9 protein-coding genes and 1 pseudogene are annotated in these 16878 nt (G+C 64.4%); 3 read left to right on the plus strand and 7 right to left on the minus strand.

All coding sequences use genetic code 11. The features are described 5' to 3' along the window. Nucleotides 1–10 precede the first annotated feature (10 nt). The 3 genes and pseudogenes from ACNAW0_RS27520 to ACNAW0_RS27530 all read right to left on the minus strand — a co-directional run bounded on the left by ACNAW0_RS27520 (nucleotide 11) and on the right by ACNAW0_RS27530 (nucleotide 1658). Nucleotides 11–487 carry an integrase core domain-containing protein gene (locus ACNAW0_RS27520; RefSeq protein ID WP_416290931.1) on the minus strand — a complete coding sequence of 159 codons (477 nt, stop codon included), beginning with the start codon at nucleotides 485–487 and terminating at the stop codon, nucleotides 11–13. Nucleotides 488–693: 206 nt separating this feature from the next. Beyond that, nucleotides 694–1179: pseudogene (locus ACNAW0_RS27525) on the minus strand (hypothetical protein); the annotation flags it as partial. Continuing rightward, the gene (locus tag ACNAW0_RS27530; protein ID WP_416290932.1) at nucleotides 1176–1658 is read right to left on the minus strand and encodes a GNAT family N-acetyltransferase; all 483 of its coding nucleotides are present in this window, start codon (nucleotides 1656–1658) and stop codon (nucleotides 1176–1178) included. The pseudogene ACNAW0_RS27525 and the gene ACNAW0_RS27530, both read right to left, overlap by 4 nt. Nucleotides 1659–2147: 489 nt before the next feature. Between ACNAW0_RS27530 and ACNAW0_RS27535 the strand changes: the two genes are divergently transcribed. Further along, on the plus strand, nucleotides 2148–3239 hold the full coding sequence (locus ACNAW0_RS27535) for an integrase core domain-containing protein (RefSeq protein WP_416290933.1): 1092 nt from the start codon (nucleotides 2148–2150) through the stop codon (nucleotides 3237–3239). A gap of 239 nt (nucleotides 3240–3478) precedes the next feature. Further along, nucleotides 3479–4408, plus strand: coding sequence for a low temperature requirement protein A (locus tag ACNAW0_RS27540; RefSeq protein ID WP_416290935.1), 930 nt, complete (start codon nucleotides 3479–3481; stop codon nucleotides 4406–4408). Between the two features lie 356 nt (nucleotides 4409–4764). Here the strand turns inward: ACNAW0_RS27540 and ACNAW0_RS27545 are convergent, their stop codons facing one another. Together ACNAW0_RS27545 and ACNAW0_RS27550 are read right to left on the minus strand one after the other, a co-directional pair. Beyond that, nucleotides 4765–5169 carry a hypothetical protein gene (locus tag ACNAW0_RS27545; protein WP_416290936.1) on the minus strand — a complete coding sequence of 135 codons (405 nt, stop codon included), beginning with the start codon at nucleotides 5167–5169 and terminating at the stop codon, nucleotides 4765–4767. A 556-nt stretch (nucleotides 5170–5725) separates the two neighbouring features. Further along, a complete protein-coding gene (locus ACNAW0_RS27550) occupies nucleotides 5726–7114 on the minus strand; it encodes an IS1380 family transposase (RefSeq protein WP_416290937.1) in 1389 nt (462 codons plus the stop codon). Between the two features lie 107 nt (nucleotides 7115–7221). Between ACNAW0_RS27550 and ACNAW0_RS27555 the strand changes: the two genes are divergently transcribed. Further along, nucleotides 7222–7476 (plus strand): integrase core domain-containing protein, encoded by a 255-nt coding sequence (locus ACNAW0_RS27555; protein ID WP_416290938.1) that lies wholly within the window; start codon nucleotides 7222–7224, stop codon nucleotides 7474–7476. 153 nt (nucleotides 7477–7629) lie between these two features. Here ACNAW0_RS27555 and ACNAW0_RS27560 read toward each other — a convergent pair whose 3' ends face one another. Further along, on the minus strand, nucleotides 7630–8808 hold the full coding sequence (locus tag ACNAW0_RS27560) for a hypothetical protein (RefSeq protein ID WP_416290939.1): 1179 nt from the start codon (nucleotides 8806–8808) through the stop codon (nucleotides 7630–7632). Between the two features lie 141 nt (nucleotides 8809–8949). Next, nucleotides 8950–16851 carry a DNRLRE domain-containing protein gene (locus ACNAW0_RS27565; RefSeq protein WP_416290940.1) on the minus strand — a complete coding sequence of 2634 codons (7902 nt, stop codon included), beginning with the start codon at nucleotides 16849–16851 and terminating at the stop codon, nucleotides 8950–8952. Nucleotides 16852–16878: the final 27 nt, after the last annotated feature.

Raw genomic sequence — 16878 nt, forward strand, 5'->3', positions numbered from 1 at the left:
TAAGATCGCGTCAGGCTGCCCGGTGGTACTCGTTGATCACCCCGCCGAGTCGTCGTCGGCGCCGTACGGGCTTGTTGATCGGGATGACGACGGCCGGGTCATGGTTGGGTGGCCGCTGCTGCCGGCCTTGGTGTGGCCGGTGGGTGTTGAAGTGGTCCATGTACTCGCCGACCGCGGCCAGCGCGTGTCGCTCGTTGTAGATCAATATATGGTCGGTGCATTCGTCGCGGAGGCTGCGGCCCCAGCGTTCGATGAAGCAGTTCGCCTGCGGGGTGCGGGGCGGGGTCTTGATCACCGTGATGCCTTCGGCGGCGAAGACGTGATCAAAGGCGGTTGGGTACTCGTCGCGGTCGCGGATAAGAAACCGGAACCGGTTGGCACGCTCACCCAGGTCCATGAGGAGGTTACGGGCCTGCTGGACCACCCACTGTCCGGTGGGGTGCGCGGTGATACCGAGCAGGTGAACCCTTCGGGTGGCCACCTCCATGACCACCAGCGCGTACAGGTGCCGCAGCAGGATCGTTTCGACGTGGAAAAAGGTCGATCGCTAACAAGCCTGTGGCCTGGTTGCGCAGGAACGTTCGCCAGTTGGTGTCCTGCTGGCGGGGCGGCGGGGTCGACACGTCGGCCGGCCAGGATCCTGCGGATCGTGCCGGCCCCGACCCGATAGCCGAGCCGCTGCAGTTCGCCTTGGATTCTGCGGTGCCCCCACCGCGGATTCTCGCGGGCCAGCCGCAGCACCAGGTCCCGAACTTCGTGGCTGACCGGTGGCCGGCCTGGCTTGTTTGGGTAGGTCCAGTGGCGTTGTACCAGCCGCCGGTGCCAGGCCAGCAACGTCGCCGGGGTGACGATTCGGTGTTCCCGTATCCGGCGGGGCAGCAGGCGGGCCAGGGCGGACAGGATCGCCCGGTCCGGCCAGGACAGGCGCGGCCGGCCCGGAACCTGGCGGCGTAGTACCGCCAGCTCATGCCGCAGCGCGAGGACCTCGACCAGCAACGCTCTGTCACTACGGATCAGCAACCCAAACCGCTGAACAAGCGGATCATCCCGAGGTACAGCAAGCGCGTGACCATACCGGCGATCATCTGCCTGGCCCGAGGAATCCCAGCTCACAGCATGTGCGACGAGTTCTGGCACGGCAGAGGATCGCACGCGATCTGGGCCGGCGCCAGCCTTCATGTCAGCTTGGGTAGCAATTCCGGCAGCGGTGCGCCATGCACGTCGTTCGGGTCGTCGTCGAGCAGCGGCACCAAACCGCACGCTCGGAAGAACGCCACCCGGTCTGGCACGTCATCGTCGCTCTGGTCTGGCAGCAACGCGAGGAACGAGCACCCAGCTTGGACCGCTTGTTCCGTGAAGAAGCGCAGCAATGCTCTGCCGATGCCTTGCCGCCGTACGCCTGAGCGGACTCCAATTAAATAGATCCACGCCTGCGGCGAAGGATGGTCGCGTTGCTCGAAGCGCTCGTCGTAGTCGCCATCGAAGCGCCCCTCGATCATCCCCACGACCCGTTGGCCGTCCAAAGCGACCCAGCTGGGAAACGAGGGCTTCACGTCTGCGTCAAACCGGTAGTCCCATGCCTCTTGGTCATGACCTATCGCATCGAGGATGTCCGCCATCTGCTGGTAGTCGCGTGGCTCGGATGGGCGTATGAACATCAGCCCAGGCTATGGGACGCCTTGGAACAGGTCTGCGGGATTTGCCCCCTGTCCCAGGAACGCCCTGCTGCGTCGGATGGTTGAGGCAGCCCCGGGGCGCAGGGCTCTGACATGGTGAGCGCCACGCATCATGAGTGACTGAGTCGGCGTACTGCCCGTAGTGTAGTTTCCCGGCGTTACGCGGACCGAGCACACATCGCCCTTCACCAGTGCGCGAAGATGCTCCGAGGAGGGCCGGGGCCATCACGGGGTGGTCCCGGCCCGTCGTGGGCCAGGGTGAGTAGAGCGGCACAGACCGTCAGCTTATCGCGTGCTTGACACCGGTTATCGTGTCCGAGTCAACTGGGCAGATCGGTGGCCCGCCCTGCGGGTGCCGGAAAAGTACGTCCGCGCTGGTCACGGCCGGTGCGGTCGTGAGCGCAGGTTTTTGCCCTCATCTACGCCTCAGCGCCCACTTGATCGGCAGCGACGGGGACGATGATGCAGCCCATGCTGCTGCGACTGGCGTACCTCGCCGTCACCAACGCCCTCGCGATGCTCCGGCTCCTGACGATGAGTGATCACGTCAAAGATGTTGAAGTCTTGGCGCTTCGTCACCAGGTCGCCGTCCTCGAACGGCAGCTACACGATGGCAAGCCCCGGTTCACCCCGGTCGACCGGGTGTTCCTGGCCGCCCTGCTGCACCGGCTGCCCCGCGGCGTGCTGCGCCGCGTCCGGTTACTGGTACGCCCCGACACCGTCCTGCGCTGGCACCGCGACCTCATCGCACACCGCCACGCGAGCAGGTCGCGGCCGAAACGCAACGGCCGGCCTCTGCCGACTATCCGCTGGGTCCGGGCCCTGGTGCTGCGTCTGAGCAGGGAAAACGACTCGTGGGGCTACCGGCGCATCCACGGTGAACTACTCGTGCTGGACGTGACGGTCGCCGCCTCGACCGTGTGGCAGATACTCCACGATGCCGGCATCGACCCGGCGCCGCAGCGCACCTCAAATTGGTCGACGTTCCTGCGATCGCAGGCCGAGGCGATCATCGCGATGGACTTCTTCGAAGCCGTGACGTTGACCGGCGCCCGCCTGTACGTCCTGGCCGCCATCGAGCACGCCACCCGCCGCGTGCGCATGCTCGGCGCCACCGCCCACCCGACCGCCGCCTGGGTCACCCAGACCGCCCGCAACCTGGCGATGGACGGAGAAGACGCCGGCTGCAAGGTCGGATACCTCATCCGCGACCGGGACGACACGTACCCTGCTCTGCTCGACGCGATCCTCCGCGGGATGAAGGTCGGGCTCAGCGGCGTCCGCATGCCGAGAATGAATTCGATCATGGAACGGTGGATCCAATCCTGCCGTCACGAGCTGCTCGACCGCACCCTGGTCTGGAATCAGGCGCATCTGCTGCGGGCCCTGCGCGAGTACGAACAGTTCCATCACACTCATCGGCCTCACCGCGGACTGTCGAACGCCCGGCCACTGCACCCGCTGCCCGAACCGATCACTGATCCAGCGAGGACCACGCATCTGCGTATCCACCGCCGTGATCGACTCGGTGGCATCCTCCACGAGTACGAGCACGCCGCTTGAGCTGCGCGGACGGGGTTTCCGGCGCCCGCAGGGTCCGCGCCCGGTGCGCCGACGGCGACCTGCCGGTCACCGTGGTGGGCTGAGGTGCGGCACGCGGCGTACGCCGCCCCGGGCGCTTCGGGTGAACCGCCTACCACTTCCTTACCAGCCGCATGTGCTTTTGCGGGTTGTGGCGATCCTCGTTCTCCAGGTGCGCTACTACTGCCTGAGCGGGAAGGCACCCCGCGGACGGGTGGATCATGCTGGGAGATCCAAGGAGGTTGCTGCCCAAGGGTGAGTCGACGGGGCGTGCCTCGTTCCTGGAGCTCTTCTTCGACCTGGCCTTCGTCTTCGCGCTGACCCAGGTGGTGTCCCGTGGCGTGGATGGCCTCATTAGGGCTCGTGGCGTGCACGACTTCGGCATCAACGTGGTCAGCGCCGCCAAGGTGATTTTCCTGCTGCTCGCCCTCTGGGCGGTCTGGCAGGGCACCGCCTGGACGACCAGCCGGTACGACCCGTACCACCCGACGGTCCAGCTTGTCGTGCTGATCGCGCTGGTGGCCAGCCTGGTGATGGGAGTGGGGACCCTGCGCGCCTTTGGCGGCGCCGGGGCCACCTTCGTGGCTGGTTATGTGATCGCTCAGGTGAGCCGGCCGCTGCTGCTCGCCATAGCGCTGCGCGGCGACGAGCGGCAGCGACTGAAGGTGCGGATGTTGATCACCTACGCGGCGACGGCGGTTCTGTGGATCCTCGGCGTCCTGTTGGCGGGGTCCGGAGCTCGGTTGTTCTTCTGGGGACCAGCCTTGGCCATCGAGTATCTGGCCAACCGGTTCGGTTGGCCGGTGCCAGGCCTCGGTCGCTCGGCTCCCGCCCGATGGTCGATCGCCGGCGCGCATTTGGCCGAGCGGTACCAGCAGTTCTTCCTCGTGGCTCTCGGCGAGGTGGTGTTGGTCACCGGGCTGACCTACGTGAGCGAGGGGCGTTCCCTGGCGTCGACGGTCGCCTTCGCGGTCGCCGTGGGAAAGTCGATCCTGATCTGGCGGATCTACTTCTACCGCGCCGGCCAGATCCTCGCCGAGGCGGTCCAGGCGAGCCCGACTCCGGCACGCATCGGGCAGTCCGCCGCCGATTCCCACATGATCATGATCGCCGGTGTCATCGTCAGGGCGACAAGGTTGTATGTCCGGTAGGACGCCATACCTTGTCGCCCTAGCCACCTTACCTCCAAGGCGCGAGGCTAGTCGCTTATGTGACTGCTTGCGCTATTGCTTGATTACTACGCCGGTCGCTGCACCTATCCTTAAGGCGCTCTATTTGCGGGTGATGGTGGCGTCTGAGGCGATGTGCTCCCCGCCATTCTTGAAGATCGAGGCGCGCCACGTGCCCGAGCTGCAGGGCGCTGACGTCGCGCCGCTGCCGCTAACCTTGACGTTTGAGCCCTGGGTTTGCAACCACCAGGTCCCCGAAATCTTCTTCGAGAGGCCAACGCTGTACGTCGCATTGGGCAAGACTCAAAAACGCGACCAGCGGTGGTAGACGAACTCTGTTAGCCGTTATAGTTGGCGAACTCTGTATAGGGGCTGTAGATCCAGCCTTTAACGCCAGTGCAGCAGTCCGAGTGCCACCAGAGGTTTCCGTGACTGTTCACGCAACGCTTGTCGACACGGAAAAGCTGCCTGTACTTCCATGTAGCCACCACAGGGGCTGACCCGTAATAGCTGCTGTGCACCTTAGCGCTGCCGACGATGACTCGCCGAATATGCGGCGTCGTGTTGTAGCATGAGGTCGTGGCATCGACGTCCATCGGTTCGATGTCCATCTCCATCGCCGTTTCGCTCGGAACGGGTTCGACCGCCGCAGATGCCGGTACGGCGACAGGAAGGATGCCGGCAAACGCGAGTGCGAACGCTCCACCCGCCGCTGCGAGTCGCTTCGCCGTTACTTTCCTCATGAATTCCTCCATATCTGCGGTGTTCTAAGTTGGACCGTATAGGTATCACAGTGTCTGCGAAGTCCGCCCTTGGTAACAGATCGATAAACATGTCCCGACCAGGGGTTTCGTTGGTAGATCCATGTGAATGGATCTAGCGGCTATCGCCTTTGTCCGATCGGGCCGCCGAGTCCCCACGGTCGTTCGGTTGTCGACTAACCGTGACCTGGTTGAGTCATCCGGGGACATCCTCCAGGACCCCGACTAAGTGTGGGGCACACACGGGGCACAAGACACCGTGAAACGTCGTGAACTAGCCACCAGCGATGGCAGCCCGAGACGCCGTGTGAGCAGGTGTCGGCTGCCGTTCCCGCTGGTGGCGAGGCAGCGGCTCTAAGCCTCGATCCAACGACGGAGGTGACGGCGAATTGCTAGTTGATCATTCTGGCGTTCGGTGGTTCGGGGGCGTGTGGGAGCTGCCGATCTCGTGATCGGTTTGCTCCGGGTGATTGTTCGGGGGCGGTGGTGGGGGTTGTGGCCTGTGGCTGGGCCGCCTGTTTCCGGGTGGTATGGGGTTTCAGTCGGGTGTGGTGTGGACGGCGGTGAATAGGTTGTCGAACCCGGCGGCCCATGGCCAGTGGTCGGGTAGGTGCAGGTGGATGGTGCGGGCCCGGTGCGCGAGGCGGGCGGCGACGTTGATGATCCTGGTCCGGATTGTCGCGGGCCGGGCGGTGGCGTAGGCGCCCGCGGCGAGGTGTCCTGCGGTGCGGGTGAGGTTGTGGGCGATCGCGGCGCAGGTCAGCCAGGCGTTGTTCGCGCTGAACCGGCCGGACGGCAGGTGGGCGAGTGGTCCGGCGATCAGGTCGGCGTTGACCTGTTCGATGATGGCGTGGGCGCGGTGCTGGGCCTCGGCCTGGACCAGGGCGTACGGGCTGTCGGTGAACACGGTTTGATACCGGTAGGTCGGTACCAGTTCTTCCTGGCCGGGGATCTGGGCGGGGTCGTCGCGGCGGATCCGACGCACGATCAGCCGGGCGGTCACGGCGTGGCGGGTGCCGGCGAACGCGGTGTAGGTGGTTTCGGCGATCTGCGCGTCGGAGATCCACCGGCCGGTGTCGTCGTCCCAGACGGCCTGCGGGTACCGGATGTCGATCCACTCGTCCTCGTTGATGCTGTCGCAGGCGGTGCGGATCTTCGCGTCGATCCGGGTGGTGACCGAGAACCGCACATCCCGGCGGCGGCAGGCGCTGATCACGGTCTTGGCGTAGAACGCCGAGTCGGCCCGCACCACGATCTCGCCCGTCGCGCCGCAGGCCCGGGCGGTGGTGATCGCTTCGGTGATCATCCTCGCGGCGCCGCGGGCCGAGCCGGCGTTGCCCGACCGCAGGCGGGTCGCGGCGATCACCGGCGCTGACAGCGGTGTGGAAACGGTGGCCACCAGAGGGTTGTAGCCGCGTAGGTAGACGTTGTAGCCGCCGACCTTCGCGTGGCCAAACCCGATGCCCTGTTTCTGCTTGCCGTAGACGCGGCGCAGCATCGAGTCGATGTCCACAAAGGTCAGCACGTCGGCGCCGGTCAGGATCGGTGCCCGCCCGGCCAGGCCGATCAGGGTGTCACGGGCGGCGGCCTGCAACTGCCGCACGTGCCCGTGCGTGAACGTCCGTAGGAACGAACCGAGCGTCGACGGGGCGTACACGCTGGTGAACAGCGACCGCATGCCACCGTGCCGGGCGATGTCGAGATCGTCGATGCTGTCCCCGCCGGCAAGCATCCCCGCGATGATCGTGGCGACCTTGCCCGCCGGGTTCGCGCCCTTGTCGCTCGGCAGCCGCACCCGGTCGATGACCGCGTCATGCAGGCCCGCCTGCTCGGCCAAACGCATCACCGGAACAAGACCGGCACACGACACCAGATTCGGATCGTCGAACGTCGCGCGCACCACCGGCGCGTCATGGCGTAATCTCACCTGCGAGGTGCCCTCTCAAACCGGCGGATAGAAGCGTCGCAACTCCTATCCTTCCAGCTCAGAGGGCACCTTCTATCTTCGGGACCCCGCCGATCCGACACTCATCGGTGGATCGAGGCGCTAAGCGGCTCGTCCTCACAGCCCGCACAGAGGTGACCGACCGGATGCTCATCTTCGGCGAAGCACACCTCCGCCGAACACTCGACGAGTACGCGCGTCATTACAACCGGCGGCGTCCCCACCGTGCGCTGCAGTTGCAGCCCCCGCGCTCCGACCGTCCCATCGTTGACCTGACCCACGAGCGGATCAGACGCCGTCCCGTCCTCGGCGGGCTGATCACCGAGTACGAACGAGCCGCATAGACCCAGCTCAGACCAAACGATAGGGGTTTTGGCACCCCACAGGCTGATCAACGAGTACGAACGAGCCGCGTAGAGGCCCAGCCCAGACTCGGTGACAGGGTTATGGAACCCCAAACGATGACCGGGTTTTGGAACCCCGCACGTCACCTCGTGTCACAGCCCGCAAAAGGCCCGGAGTCCCGCTTCGTTTTGGGGCAGGTTGTAGCGGCCGAGCAGCCGCAGCACCATCGGACCGGCCCGTAGGACGCTGCTCTGCACCAACGCCAAGAGGGCCGACTGCTGATCGGGGGTGAGATCATCGAACCTGGTTCCTTCCGGCAACGGCCCATCTGCGAAAGCGGCGTCCAGCGTGGCGGCCAGCAACATGAAGAGGTCTGTGTCAGCTCCCGCGCTCGTTACCCGCTCGGTGAGGACGGCAACGCGGTCTTGGGCGACGTCGGGCCCGAGATCTCGGATAATGAACGCGGCCATTGCCGACATGTCGCCTTCGAGGAAGGGCCAGTAGGGAACGGGGCCGACTGCCCCGAATAGGCATGAGTAGAGGTCCGAGACAAGGGATCGGTCAGGACGTGTGACGATCCGGGACAGACCCAGTACTGCGGACCATGCCTCACCACGATTGGCGCTGGCGCGTCGGGCCGAGAGGGCATCGATCAACGCTTCGTCGCCCCTGACGCCAGCAAGACCCCCCGCCATGCAAGCAGTCGACGCGACGATTGGATCCGACTCCTCCGTGACCAGACGCCCTATAGCGGGACTAATGCTCTGCGCGTCTTCGGGGAACCAGGCGAGCAGGTGGGCGGCGTACAGCCGAACGGCCTTCTCAGGCGCTTCCAACGCCGCTAAGTATACTGGCACTCCTGCGCGGACCGCATCATAGGCTTCAATCGCCCACCGCTCCTCGTCCCGTTCAGCCTCAAGGTCCCGCCACTTGGCCCCGCGGGCCCGTTCACTGCGTTCCTCCTCGTTGGGCGCTGAAGCGATCCATAGCTGATGGTTCTCCTCCAACTCCTCCTTGCTCATCAGCGCGCGCCGCTCCACCTCCGACCGCATACGTGAGGGGTCGGCACCATCACTCAGCCAGGAACTCTCGTCACCCACCGCGATAGAAGCCAATACTTGGCAGGCCGCAAAGCGATCAGGGGCTGCAGGGTCGGCCACTATCTTGATCAGGTAGGGGGTTACAGCAGAACTAGCCTCGAACCGCGAACCTTCGTCAACCATTAGCCCAGCGAGGTCGCTGTAGGCTTGCTGCCGGACCGACTGATTGCCAGACCTGATGGAACGCAGCAAACCTGGCACTTCGCCGGCGGGGCCGTACGCGTGGCTCACCGAAGACCAGTCTACTTCCCGATTGGGCTCTGACCATTGAGGCATGCGGGAATCCTATCAGCTCAGATGGTAGGGGCCTACGACTCACGCCGCAGGCCCCTGCTAATCAGATTAGAAAATCAACAGCTTTGAGCGGGGCACTCATGTCGTGGGGGGCAACCCAGGGCAGTACAAGGGATTTCCGAGGTCACAGAGCAGATCCGCTGCGTAGTCCTTCGATTCCTGCTCGCCCGCAAAGAGCCCCCCAAGCTTGTAAATCATATAGATGTCGCCGACGGCACTCAATGCTCCTAGGGCGCCAAGTCCCTTCGGGCCGACCCCTCCAGGGCCATGCGGGGCCCCGCCCGGCCCGCCACCAGGAGACTTGTAGACGATGCCGCGCTTAGGCACGGGCATGGACGACAGCTTGATGATGGCGCTCGAGTTTCCCTTCCCGTATGGGACCGGTTTCTTGCCTGGCTCGAGGTAGAGGATCCGGATGCCCTTTTCCTCAGCTGTCAGACGCATCGCGTTGTCGCAGCTCTTAAATCGCGAGCAAGCCGGTGCCCCTTCCTTGTTGACCACAATCACCAGGGTGTTGCCGGGCTCCAGCTTCCCCATCTTGTCGAACCAGCGGATCACGCGCTTTTCCAAATGCTTGTCCTGCTGAACGTTTTTTCCTTCCCCTGGAAGCGTCCCACCCCCGCTGCGGAAGTTGTCGTCCTGCGCAATTAGGTTGCCATCCTTGTCATAGACGGCGGCGGCGCCGAATAGCGTTTTCTCCCTGACGTCATACCCATATCCGGGCCGGTCCGACTTGCCCTTAGGCCTGTTTTCAGGATGGAGAGCCATCTGCTCGTAATAGTAGTACATCCAGGAATTGGCAGCGGCTTTTTCAAAGTTATCCACATATGGTGTGTGGCCATCGTCCTCGATCATCGAGATCGGATTGCCGCCACCAAACGCGTACCTGTTACTGGTGTACGGGCTAAGGCTCAGATCGAGGTCCGAGAGTGCCCCGTTGTAGCTATCTCGCGAAAGGAACCGGTTCAGGCCCGGATCATAGTTCCGGAAACCCATGTCATAGGAACCGGAGGTCTGATCCCACCGCTTGGCGTTGTACCGGTACGCGTTGTACGGCTCCTTCATGGGATCGGCAGTGTCGGGTTTGTCGATACCGGTGAACTGGGCGTCGTCGTTCCTACCGTAGGCGGTGTATCCGTAGGTGGCCTTGGTGTCGCCGCTGTCGTCGGTCAATTGCTCGACGTCGGTGTGCTTGTCGTACCCGTAGTAGGAGTTTTCCTGGGTGCCGTCACTGTTGTGGGTGATCTGGGAGAGGCGCTGTCCCCAGGGGGAGTACTGGTAGGACTTGGTGAGTTTTCCGGCCACCTCCTCGTCCAGGACCTCGCCAGAGAGGCCGAGGTAGTTGAACGTGGTGGTCTTCTCCTTCGCCCCACTGGCGTCGGTGGTTTTGGTGGCGGTCCGGTCCAGCGGGTCGTAGCTGTACTTCGTCGTCGAGGTGCTGGTGCCGTTGTTCTTGCGGTTTTCGATGATGTGGTCGAAGCCGTCGTAGACGTTGCGCTCGATGACGGTGCCGGCTGCGGTGATGGTGTCGAGGCGGCCGTACGGGTCGTAGTTGTACGAGGAGGTCGCGCCTCCCGTGCTTGCGGTGAGGAGCCGGTTGCGGTCGTAGTTGTACGTCGTTCTGGTGTTCTTGATGGTCTGGTCGATGACGTTGTTGTTGGCGTCGTGGATGTAGCTCTCGATGCCCGCGCCGTCGCCGTTCTTGGTGAGGGTGGCGAGGCGGTCGCGGGGGTCGTAGGTGTAGGTGCTGGTGGTGTTGAGGTACGCCGCATGGTTGTCGGCGTTCATTTTTGTGGCGTCGTCGCGGGTGCGGTTGCCGTTGAGGTCGTAGGTGTAGGTGTGGTCCGACACCAGCGTCCCGTTCGGCTTCTTCTCGACCTGGGTGTTGAGTAGCCCGTCGAGGTAGTAGGTGTAGTCGACGGTGTTGCGGTTGCCCTTGGTCTCCTTCAGCTTCTCGCCACGGTCGGTGTAGGTGAAGGTGGTGGTCTTGCTGTTCGGGTCGGTGGCGGTTTTGCCGTTGACCACGGTCGACACGAGGTCACGGTCGTCGTAGGCGTAGCTGGCGTACTGCTTGTCGTGGGTGGTGGTCAGCGGTGCGCTGTTCTCGTTGTAGGTGAAGGTGGTGGTGTTTTTCTTGGTCTCCGCTTTGCTTTCGGTGACTGTCTGTACCTGGTTCAGGTCGGTGTAGTCGATGTTGTAGGTGTCGACTCGGGCGTGGGGGGAGGTGTCGGTGATGGTGTTGAGGTTGCCGTTCGGGTCGTACCGGTAGGTGTAGTCGGCTTTTTCGTTGTCGGCTTCGCCGGTGTTGTCCCGGACCAGTTTCACCGCGTCCGCGGCGACCGTGCCGGTGGCTTGGTCGGACAGGGATACCTTGTGGGTGTTGCCTTCGGTGAAGCTGTACGAGCCGAGGCTGACCCAGGTGCCGGTGTTGGCGGTCTGGTTGACGGTCTTTACCGTGTCGCCGCTGCCGTGGTTGATCGTGTACTTGGCGTTGGTGGCGGCGCCGGTGATGGTTGGGTAGCGGGCGAACACTTCGTATGTGCCGGCCTGGGGCACGTTGAGTTGCCAGGTGAAGGTGTTTGTGCCGGTCCCGGCCGGCCGGGTGGCGTAGCTGTGGCCGTACTTGTCGCCTGCGGTGGTGGCTGTGGTCCAGGTGCCGGTGGCGGTGGTGTTGTTGAAGTCGGAGTTGTCGACCAGCACTACCTGCCGGCCGACCGGCACACCGCTGTCGGAGCGGGACGCCAGCTTGCCGTCGGGGAAGTACGACCATGTCATGGTCCGGTTGGACGACCCCTGTTCGGGGTCCTCGCCGGCTGGGGTGAGCGTCCGCTTCGTTTGGGCGCCCAGCTTGTTGTAGTTGTAGGTGGTGAGGATGTCCCAGGGGTCGCGGCTGGTCTTGGTCCAGCCGTTGTCGAAGTAGGTGTAGACGGTGTTGTTGCGCACGGACTCACCGGCCGACGGGGGCATGCTGACGGTGGCGAGCCGGCCGACATTGTCGTAGGTGTAGGTGGTGACGTCCGAGGTGTTGTAGCGGGCATCATTGCTGTCGAACGCGGTGCGGGTCTCCTTGACCCGGTCCAGCTCGTCGTAGACGGTCTCGGTGACGTAGTCGTTCGCATCGTTGAGGGTGGCCACACCACGAGGGCTGACCACCTTTGTCCGGTTGCCGACCTCGTCGTACTTGAGCTCCGTGGTGCGGTAGGTGATGGTGCCGTTGTCGTTCTTGTGCGGCACCTTGACCTGCTCCGGCCTGCCCAGCGGATCGGGGATGAGCTCGGCGGTGTTGCCGAGCTGATCGGTCGCGGCCGTCACCACACCGTCACGGTCGTACGTGCTGGTGGTGAACTTGCCCAGCGCATCGGTGACCTTGATGGCGCGGTGCGCCTTGTCGTACTCGTACAGGGTGGTGTAGTCGCCGGTGTCGGTGGTGGCGTTCTTGCGGGGGTCGATGACCTTCGAGACGTTGCCGACGTTGTCGTACTCGTACGAGATCTTGTGTCCCTTGGCGTTCGTGACGCTGGTCAGCTGGTAGATCTCGTCATAAACATTGGTGGTGGTGTAGTCACCGTTCACCTCCGGCGTCAGGTTGCCCTTCGGCTCGGTGGCGGTTTTGAGGTTGCCGACCTTGTCATAGGTGAAGGATGTCTTGCGCTGCGGGTCGCCCTCCTCGTCGATCGGGGCGAGCGTGTATTCCAGTTGGTCGGCCGCGTCGTACTGGGCGATGGTGGTCGCGCCGTTGGGCGCGTACGACTCGAGGACGTTGTCGTTCTCGTCGTACTTCGGCGCTGGCGTGACGATGAAGTCGCCGGTGTCCTGGTCCTTGGGGACCCGGTTCTCGCGTGGGCGGCCGAACGTGTCGTACTCCTGCGACGTCACCTTCTGGTAGGCGTCGGTGACCGTCTTCACCTGGCCACGCTCGTCGTAGGTGAACGTCGCCGACTTCTGCTTGGCGTCGGTGATGGTCTTCGGGTAGCCGTTGGCGTCGAAGTCGTCGTAGTGGGTGGTGAAGCCTCTGGCGTTCTTCGCCGTCCGCATCTGTCCGAACTGGTCGTAGGTGTAGATGGTCTTGTAGTCGTCCTGCTCGGGGGTGGTGTTGCCGACCGGGTCGACCACCCACTCGAGGTCACCCGCGGCGGTGTAGCCGAACGTCCACTTCCGGCCCTGTGGGCTGTTCTTGCTGACCAGATCAGCGACGTAGCCGTTGAGCTGGTACTGGTAGGTCAGCTTGGTCCCCGACCAGCCATTCTGGACCGCCTCGGCATCCTTGATCTCGTTCAGGTAGCCGGTCTTGGCGTCGTAGGTCCACGTCGAGGTGGCGCCGTTGTTCTCGATGAGGGTGCGGACGTTGTGGTCGTCGTCCCACTCGAGTTTGGTGATCTGGTTTCTTGCGTTGGTGGTTTCGGTGGGTCGGCCGTAGCCGTCCATCTGGTATTGGGTGGTGTGGTTTTCGGCGTCGGTGACCGTGGTGTTGATGGTTTTGCCCTGCGGGCCGTCCGGGTCGACGTAGCCGAACTTGGTGAGGTTGCCGAGGCGGTCGGTGTAGGACTTGGTGGTCCAGTGGAACCTCGGGTCGTCACCGGTCTGCGGGTAGTTGTAGACCAGGCTGGTCGCCTTGCCCCGCGGGTCGGTGACCCTGACCAGCTTGACGTTCTTGTTGCCCTGGGTCATGTCGTAGGCGAACGTGAACACCTTCGGCGCGCCCATGCTGCCGCTGGAGCCGGACCCGTCGACCAGTTCACCGAGCAGTCCCTTGTCGGTGTAGGTGAAGGTCATCTTCCGGCCGGAGAGGTCGGTGACCTGCGAGACGTGGTCGATGATGTGCGGGTTGGTCAGCTTCGTCGCCGACTTCCGCGTCCAGTCGGTGTCGTCGATGTAGTCGTAGTCCTGGCCCTTGGCGTAGTAGTCGACGGTCAGGGTCTGCCGAACCATCGGGTCGGTGATGTACTTCAGGAACTTGGTCGGTTTGTTGTTCGACTTGCGTTCCTCGTAGGTGAACAGCATCTCGTTGCCGTTGTTGTCCACCGTGCTCGTCAGGAAGCCCTCGCAGTCGTAGAAGAACTGTGTGCGGTCCGGCTTGGTCAGCCGCCAGGCCTTCGGCTCCTGCGTGTTGGGCTTGCAGTCGAGGTTGGTGACCTTCTCCAGGTGCAGGTGCACGCCCTTCGGGCTCTTCCACGTCGAGGTGGCCGGGTCCCAGGTGAACCAGTGGCTCGTCCCGTCACCGTCGGTCAACGTGACCTTGGTCGGGTTCGGGTTCGGGTGGAAGTCCAGGGGGCTGCCCAGGCGCATCATCGAGGACGCCTGCAGCGACCAGCCGTAGCCGGCGACGGTGTCGCTGGTGTCGAGGGAGTTGTAGGCCAGCCGCACGAAGGTCGACAGGCCCCGGGACGGGTTGCTGAACGCGTTGTACGACCAGACGGTGTTGCCGGAGTACAGGTTGTTCATCAGGGTGCCGCCGGCGCCGGTGTTCTTGCCCGCGTACGAGTAGAACTTCTCCAGACCCAACTGGTCGGAGGTCGGCTCGACCACCGCGACGTTCTGCGGCAGGGCGGCGATCGGTGCGGTGTCTGACAGCCACTTGCCGGTCAGCTTGTTCCGCAACTCCCAGTTGAGCACGTAGTCGGTGCGTTGGTTGCCGTCCGTGGTGCTGGCCGGTGTCTTCACCCGCGCGGTCAGGTCGACCGTGCCACCTGCGGGGATGTCCGCGGGCAGCGGGGTGGCCACCACCGCAGCGGGTTCGTCGACCGGATCGTCGTTGGGCCGGGCCCACTGGTAGGCCAACTCCCAGTCACTGGCCTTCCAGACCGCCTGCGTCGGGTTCGACACCGACACCGGGGTGGTGTAGGTGGACGCTGGGGCGAGGTTGGTGGGGGTCTTCGCGGCGTAGTAGGTGGACTCGGGGGTCTGCTCCAGGTAGGTGACCTCCAGCGTCGGCTCGAACATCGAGTCTTCGGCTTCGGAGGCGAGCATCATCGCCCGGGCGCTCGGGACGGCCTCGTCGCGCATCCGCAACAGCAGACCGTGGTTGGTGTCCGGAGCGGTCACCCAGCTTTTGACCGGGGTGGTGACGTCCCAGGTTTCCCACTCGGGGTCGTTGGTGAACCCGTTGAAGCCGGCCTTCCACGACGTGTCGTAGTCACCGCCAGGCGTGATCCACGGCTTCACCCCGTCGTAGGTCTTCCAGGTTGCCTTCTTCTCGTCGGTGAAGCCCCGGGTGAGCTTGTACACGTCGACGTACTGGGTTTGGTCCGTGCCGGGTTGGAGGGAGACGTTCCACATCCGCAGCTGGGCGTTGGTGATCTGGGCGTCGGCCGGGAATGCCCCGGCCAGGCTGGACCACTTCACCACACCGCGGGTGACGCCGTAGGCGGTGGAGTTGTTGCCGACACCGATGTACGGGTCACCGTCGTAGACGTTGACGTTGGTGGTGTCCTTCAGCTGCGACAGGGTGGTGTCGGTGACGCCGGTCCGGAAGATCTTGGTGATCTGGCCGGCCTTGGGCAGCATGGCCGGCACCGTCGGGCCCGGGATGAGCTGCCCGTCGGCGGTCTTGACCGCCACCATGTAGTAGTAGAACTGCCGGTCCATCGGGTTGGTCTTGTCCGCCGGCGTCGGCGTGGCCGTGGTGTCCTGGAACGACTGGGTGCTCGACGAGACCGGCGCGACCAGCGTCGCCGCACTCGGCGTGTAGACCTGGTGCGCACTGCGGTGCACCTGGTACTCGACAATGTCGTCGCCCGTGCCCGGGGCCTTGTCCGGGTCCTTGTACCCGGGCCAGTCCAGCACCGCGCCCGTCGAGGTGATCGTGGTCGGCGGGTTCACCGTCACACCCTGCCGGCCGTAGGTGACGACCAGCTTCGGCAGGTTGTAGTCGCGCCGGTCGTTCATGTACGCGTACCGGGACGCTTCGAAGATCGCGCCGCCCTGCTTGGCCAGCGCCTCGTTCTTCGCCTTCAACATCACACCGTAGTTGGGCTGAGTACGGTTGATCCACTGCTGCGCGGTCGCCCGGACCGGGAACGACATCCAGGTGCTGGAGTGTGACGCCTCCTTCAGCGCGCCGTTCTTGCTGAACCGCACGGCGTCGGCGATGACCGCCCTGTTCGCTTGGTCGCCGAGCACCACCTTGCCGGTGGTGCCCGCGTCGAACTGGTAGAGACCCAGGTTGACCCAGGCGCCGGTGCCGCTGGGCGTCTGCTGGTCGACCTCCACAGTCTTGATGGCGCCGCCCTTGGAGTAGACCTTGTACGGCGCCCGGTCCGCCCGGTCGGAGGCGCCGACGTAGTGCGCTTCGACCTTGTACTCGCCGGCCTCGGTGAGGGTCGGCGTGTATGTGTAGGTGTCGCCGGTGACCGCGTCGCTGTTGACGTGGTAGTCCCCGCCCACGGCGTATGCGGTCAGCGCGCTGGTGGAGGCAGTCCAGGTGCCCTTGGCCGCGGTGTTGGTGTCGCCGTCGTCGACGGTGACGATGTTGCCGGTCAGCGACGTGTCACCCTTGCCGCTCATACCCGCCCAGGTGGCGGTGTCCTCAGTCCAGTCACCAGTGAGCCGTTGAGCTTCCATCGGCACGTCATTGGCGTAGATGCCGTCCAGGCTCTGGTCGTAGTACACCATCAACTCGGCGTCGTCGATCGCCGTGCCGGTCGGGATCAGACCCACGTTGAACTTCAGCAACGAGCGCCACGTCGCGGACGAGCCGGTACCCACCTTCAACTGGTAGGTGTCGTTGAAATTGGTGCTGGTAGCGCCCGAGGAGATCTGCACATCCTGCGCGTCGTCCGGCACCGGCTGAATCTTGATGGTCGGGTCGATCACCACCGGGTAGACCCGCGCCGCATCGGCCAACCACCCGGCGTCGGCGGACACGGTGATCGTGGTCTGCCCGTACGTTTGCTGCATCCGCTGGGTGACCCGGTCACTCCACGCGTAGCCCACCGGGGAGGACTTGTCGGCCTTCGCGTCGTACATGAACGGCGCCGGCATCACGAACACCGGGTCACCGCCGTCTGG

Source organism: Micromonospora sp. SL1-18 (genome assembly GCF_047921505.1).
In the GTDB taxonomy this organism is placed as follows: domain Bacteria; phylum Actinomycetota; class Actinomycetes; order Mycobacteriales; family Micromonosporaceae; genus Micromonospora.